This is a genomic window from Micromonospora maritima, from assembly GCF_902825405.1.
In the GTDB taxonomy this organism is placed as follows: Bacteria; Actinomycetota; Actinomycetes; order Mycobacteriales; family Micromonosporaceae; genus Micromonospora; species Micromonospora maritima.
This window is the reverse complement of the sequence record NZ_CADEAU010000414.1, coordinates 1-4729: the sequence shown is the minus strand read 5'-3', so window position 1 is coordinate 4729 and position 4729 is coordinate 1. Positions and strand designations below refer to the sequence as shown.

Below are 4729 nucleotides of genomic sequence, written 5' to 3'. Positions count from 1 at the left end.
CGCGGTCCGCGAGGCGACCGGCGGCGGCGCCCACCTCTCCCTCGACGCGCTGGGCAGCCACGCCACCTGCGTCGCCTCCATCGAGGGCCTGCGCCGGCGGGGTCGGCACGTGCAGGTCGGCCTGCTGCCCGCCGCGCAGGGTCGTCCCGCCCTGCCGATGGACCTGGTGATCGCGTACGAGTTGGAGCTGCGCGGCAGCCACGGCATGCCGGCGCACGCCTACCCGGAGATGCTGCGCCTGGTCACCGCCGGGGTGTTGCGCCCCGGCGAGCTGGTCACCCGCACCATCGACCTGGCGGCGGCACCGCGGGCGCTGGCCACCATGGACCGTCCGACCGTCGCCGGGATGTGCCTCGTCCGTCCCTGACCCGGCCGCGGGCCGGCCCGGCGCCGGGGAACCCCGACGCGGACCGGCCCGCGGCCGACCGGCTCAGTCCGTCACGGTCACCGAGACGGTACGGGGCGGCTGCTGGTACTGCCCGTGGTTGTCCATGCCCCGGATCGTCACCGTGTACGTGCCGGCCGGGACGACCGGGGACGTGTAGGCGAAGTTCGACCCCGGTGAGCCCGGGCTGGTGAGGAACGTCGCGATCCACGGGTAGTTGCCCGCCGTGCCCGGCTTGCTGAACGTGCCGGAGGAGTTCATCCCCTGCCCGGCACTGTTGGAGATCTGCACCTCCACCCGCTGCATCCCGACGTCGTCGACCGCCCGGCCGCTCACCACGATCCGGCCGCCGGTGTAGGCCTGCCCCTCGACCGGGGTGACGCTCGGCTCCAGCCTCGGGTCGAGGTCACCCGGGTAGACCAGGTACCGGGCGGTGGCGCCGGTGGTCGACCCGTCCTGCTGACCCGCCGTGTCCACGGCCCACGCCTCCACGGCGTACGTGCCCTTGGTGGGCAGGTCGATCGCGAGGGTGAACGCGGTGCTCGTCGCGCCGGGCGCGGCAAGCGTCGCGTCGACGGTGGCGAACGCCGCCGCCATCGTGCCGTTGGGCTGCACGTACCGCCCGGTGTCCAGGTCGCGCAGCGCCACCCGGACCGCCCGTACGCCCTTGTCGTCGGTGGCCGTGCCGCTCAGGTCGAGGTGCAGCCGGTCGACGTCCTGGTTCACCCCGGTGAAGCCGAGCAGCCCGTTCGGGAAGGCGTCGCCGGGCACCTGCGCGGTGACGGTGAGCCGGCCCAGGTTGGTGGTGGACGTGGTCAGGCCCAGCTTGTCGGTGGCGCGTACCCGGAAGTCGTAGACGCCCGGGGTGAGCGGCACGGTGGTGAAGGACCAGTCGAACGTCGCGGCGTCGAGGTTCAGCGGGGAGACCCGGTGGTACGCGGCCACCGAGTCGGCGCCCCAGGTGCCGTCCGCCGCGAGCGCCTCGCGGGTGGTGTTGTTGCGCAGGTAGATCTCGACCGACTTCAGCGCGTCGTCGTCGCTCGCCCGGCCGGCGAACGTGATCGCGGTGCCCGGCGCGACGGTGAGCGGCGCGGCGGCGGTCGGCGGCGTCATCGCCACCGGCGCGGTGATCGCCACGGTCGGCGGGACGCCGGTCGCGGAGACCGTCCAGTCCCGGGTGTCGCCGCGCAGGTCGCTCTGCCCGGTCGTGTCGACGGCGGTGGCGGCCATCCGCCACTGCCCCTCGGCCGGCAGCGTCACCTCGAACTGCCAGGTGGTGGAGACCGCGCCGATCACGTCCGGCTCACCCCGGAAGGTGTTGTAGACCGGCGCGACGGTGCCGTCGTCCTGCAGGTAGCGGTTGTCCGAGGTGCGGAACGAGTAGACGAGCGCGTTGACGCCCTTGTCGTCGGTGGCGGTTCCGGTGGCCACGAAGCTCTTCGTCGCGAGCAGGCCGGCGACCGGCGAGCTGATTCGGGTCGACGGCGGCAGGTCGTCGAAGCGGAACGCCTCGATCTTCTTGATCGCCTTGGTGGTGTCACCGGCCTTGTTCCGGTCGAACGTCTTCGCCTGCACCTGGTACTCGCCGGCGGGCAGGGAGACCGGCAGGGTCCACGTGGTGGAGGCGGCGTTCGGGCTGGCCACGGTCGCCAGGACGCTGTTCGACGCGCCCCAGGTGGTCAGGTCGTCCTGGAGGTACTTGCGGCTCCTGCGGTCCTGGATCTCCACCTGGACCTTCGCCACGCCGGCCGGGGCGAGCGCCTGGCCGCCGATGGCGAAGGACTCGCCGGCCTGCTTCACCGCGCCCTCGATCGGCGTGGTGACGGTGGTGTCCAGCGCCGACGGCGCGGGCTCGCGGGACAGGTCGAAGAAGGCCACCCGGCCGGTGGTCTTGCCACCCTTGGTGTTGCCGTCGCCGCCGACGAGCAGGCCGCGCGAGGTGGCCAGCATCGCCTTCTCGCCCTCGTACGAGTTGGAGCCGGGGTTCCACTCCAACGCCGTGCCGGTGATCGGGTCCAGCGCGCCCAGGTGGTCGCGGCGCACCACCTGGTCGCCGAGGCCGTAGCCGCTGAGCCCCTGACCGGTGCCGTAGCCGACGTTGTCCAGGCCGGGCCACGGCACGTTCGAGGTGGGCGACTCCTGCCAGCTGAAGTGCCCGCCGACGTAGACGGCGGTGGCGGTGATCGCGACGGAGTAGATGCTGTCGAAGTGCCGGGAGATCCAGAGCGGCTCGACGTGGTCGTTCCCGGTCAACGGGTACGCGATGGCGGTGTCGTTGATCGGCGGACGGTCGCCGCCCGAGCCGCTGGTGACCACGAAGTACGAGTCGTCCGGCGCGATGTCGCCGCCGAAGACCCGCTGGATCCCGCCGACGAAGGACAGGTTGTCCTCCCACAGCCGGGTACGCCACGGCAGCAGCGCCTTGCTGTCCGTACCGATCAGCGCCACGCCGTAGCGGTCCTGCCCGGCGATCTGCCGCCCGGTGTGCACGACCAGCAGCTTGCTGCGGTCGTGGGTGAGCTTGAGCTGCTGCACGGTGAGCATGCCGCCGACCCCGATGCCGCCGGTGAGCGGCAGGTTGAACGCGGTGTCGACCGCGCCGCTGGTGGGGTTGAGCGCGACCAGGCCGCTGCGGGCGACCCCGTTCACGGTGGCGAACTGACCACCGACGTAGACGGCGGTGGGGCTGACGGCAAGCGCGGTCCCCCGCGCGCTCGCGTTCGCGGTGAACGCCGCGATCGGCGCGCCGGTGGTCGGGTTGAGCCGGGCGATCTTGCGCTTGGTGACCCCGTTGATCGTGTTGAACGAGCCCGTGATGTAGAGCGAGGACCCGTCCGGCGACGCCTCCACGGCGGCGACCGCGCCGTCGATGGTCGGCCGGAAGCCGGTGTCCACCTTCCCGGTGTCCAGGTTGTACGAGGCCAACGACTTCTGGGCGATCGCCGTCCCGCCGACGTTCGCGATCGAGGTGAAGGTGCCGGCGATGAAGACGCGGTTGCCGATCACCTCGATGTCGGTGATCTCGCCGTTGGTGATCCGCGGCGTGTCGGTGCGGGGCGTGGACGGCACCAGCCGGGTGTCGCCGGGGGTGACCTGCGCCCGGGTGGCGACCGTACGGGCGGCGCCGATCGCGGCGCTGCCACCCAGCGTCTCCGCGCCGGTGCGCCCGGTGGCGCCCGCGTCCCGGACGGTGACGGTACCGGCGACGGCCGGTACCCCGGCGACCACGACCGCGCCGGCGGCGAGCACCGCGACCGCGCGACTCCAAACTCGCATCGAGACAACTCCCCTGTCCGCCGGGACGGCGTCCCCGGGTGGTTCCCGGGCCCCTCCGTCCGCGTGCCGGACGTCACCGTAGGAGGCAAGGACTTCTCGCGATACGCCGCCGCACCGGTAATCGACCGCTCGACATCAATTCCGGCCACACCGGTGGCTCTCCTCCACCGATCGGCCACCGCCCACCCCCACCCGGCCCCACCCCACGCCCACGCCCACGCCCACGCCCACGATCATGAAGTTGGCCGCCTTCTCCGTCCCTTTTGTCGCCGCCAACTTCATGATCAGCGGGGTGAGGGGCGGGGTGGAGGGTGGGGCGGGGTGGGGTGGTGACGGGTAGGTGACCGGCGGGGCGGGAAATGTCGACAGAAACGGGGGGCGGAAAGGGGTTCGGGGAGGGCGCGGATATCCGACCGTGCGGCGGGAGCGCCGGCGCAATTGTCCGCACAATCGCCGGAGAACGGTGTGATCGGCTTCGACGCACAGATCGACGGCCGGGCCGCTGGACCGGGGTGAGGATTCCTCGTGACCGTATGCCATCGAAGATCACGCTGTCAACGGTCCACATAGAACATCGCCTGAGCTGGCAGAACGCTCGAACGCATACCCGCATAGGAGTCATCGCCGCACGCATCAGGCAAATCCCTCCACAGTGCGGTGGAGGTGGCGGGAAAGGCGATGACCGACACGGGCGACATCACGCCGGTAGGCGACACGGGCGGCGAGCGAGCCGTCCGCAATCGCATTTCTTACCGGCGCTCGGGAATTGGCCGAACGTGCCACTCCGGTCACCGAACGCATCGACTGCCGACACGATCCGGGGATCGGCCAGCAAAGATCGACGGTGACATGATGGGCGAGGTTCCCATCGAGGAAATCTGATCTTTTCCCACCATCCGGCCGACCGCGAGGTCCGGTGCGGCGGCTGCCCGCGCCCGGACGCGGTCACCTCACGGCCGGGCAGCGACGAAGGCGGAGGCGATGACGGACGTCCTGCGGACCCGGCGACCGGTGCCCGTCCCACCGGCACGGCCCGACGCCGACCGGCCCGACGCCGACCGGCCCGGG

General features: G+C 71.9%; 2 protein-coding genes. One reads left to right on the top strand and one right to left on the bottom strand.

What is annotated here, in order from left to right:
- Positions 1 to 367, top strand: a 367-nt coding sequence (locus HUW36_RS25905) for a zinc-binding dehydrogenase (RefSeq protein ID WP_174530546.1), incomplete at its 5' end; no start/stop codon positions are given.
- 63 nt (positions 368 to 430) lie between these two features.
- On the opposite strand, the gene HUW36_RS25900 is transcribed toward HUW36_RS25905, so the two are convergent.
- Complete coding sequence (locus tag HUW36_RS25900; RefSeq protein ID WP_174530545.1) at positions 431 to 3661, bottom strand: phage tail protein; 3231 nt, start codon at positions 3659 to 3661, stop codon at positions 431 to 433.
- Between the last annotated feature and the right edge of the window lie 1068 nt (positions 3662 to 4729).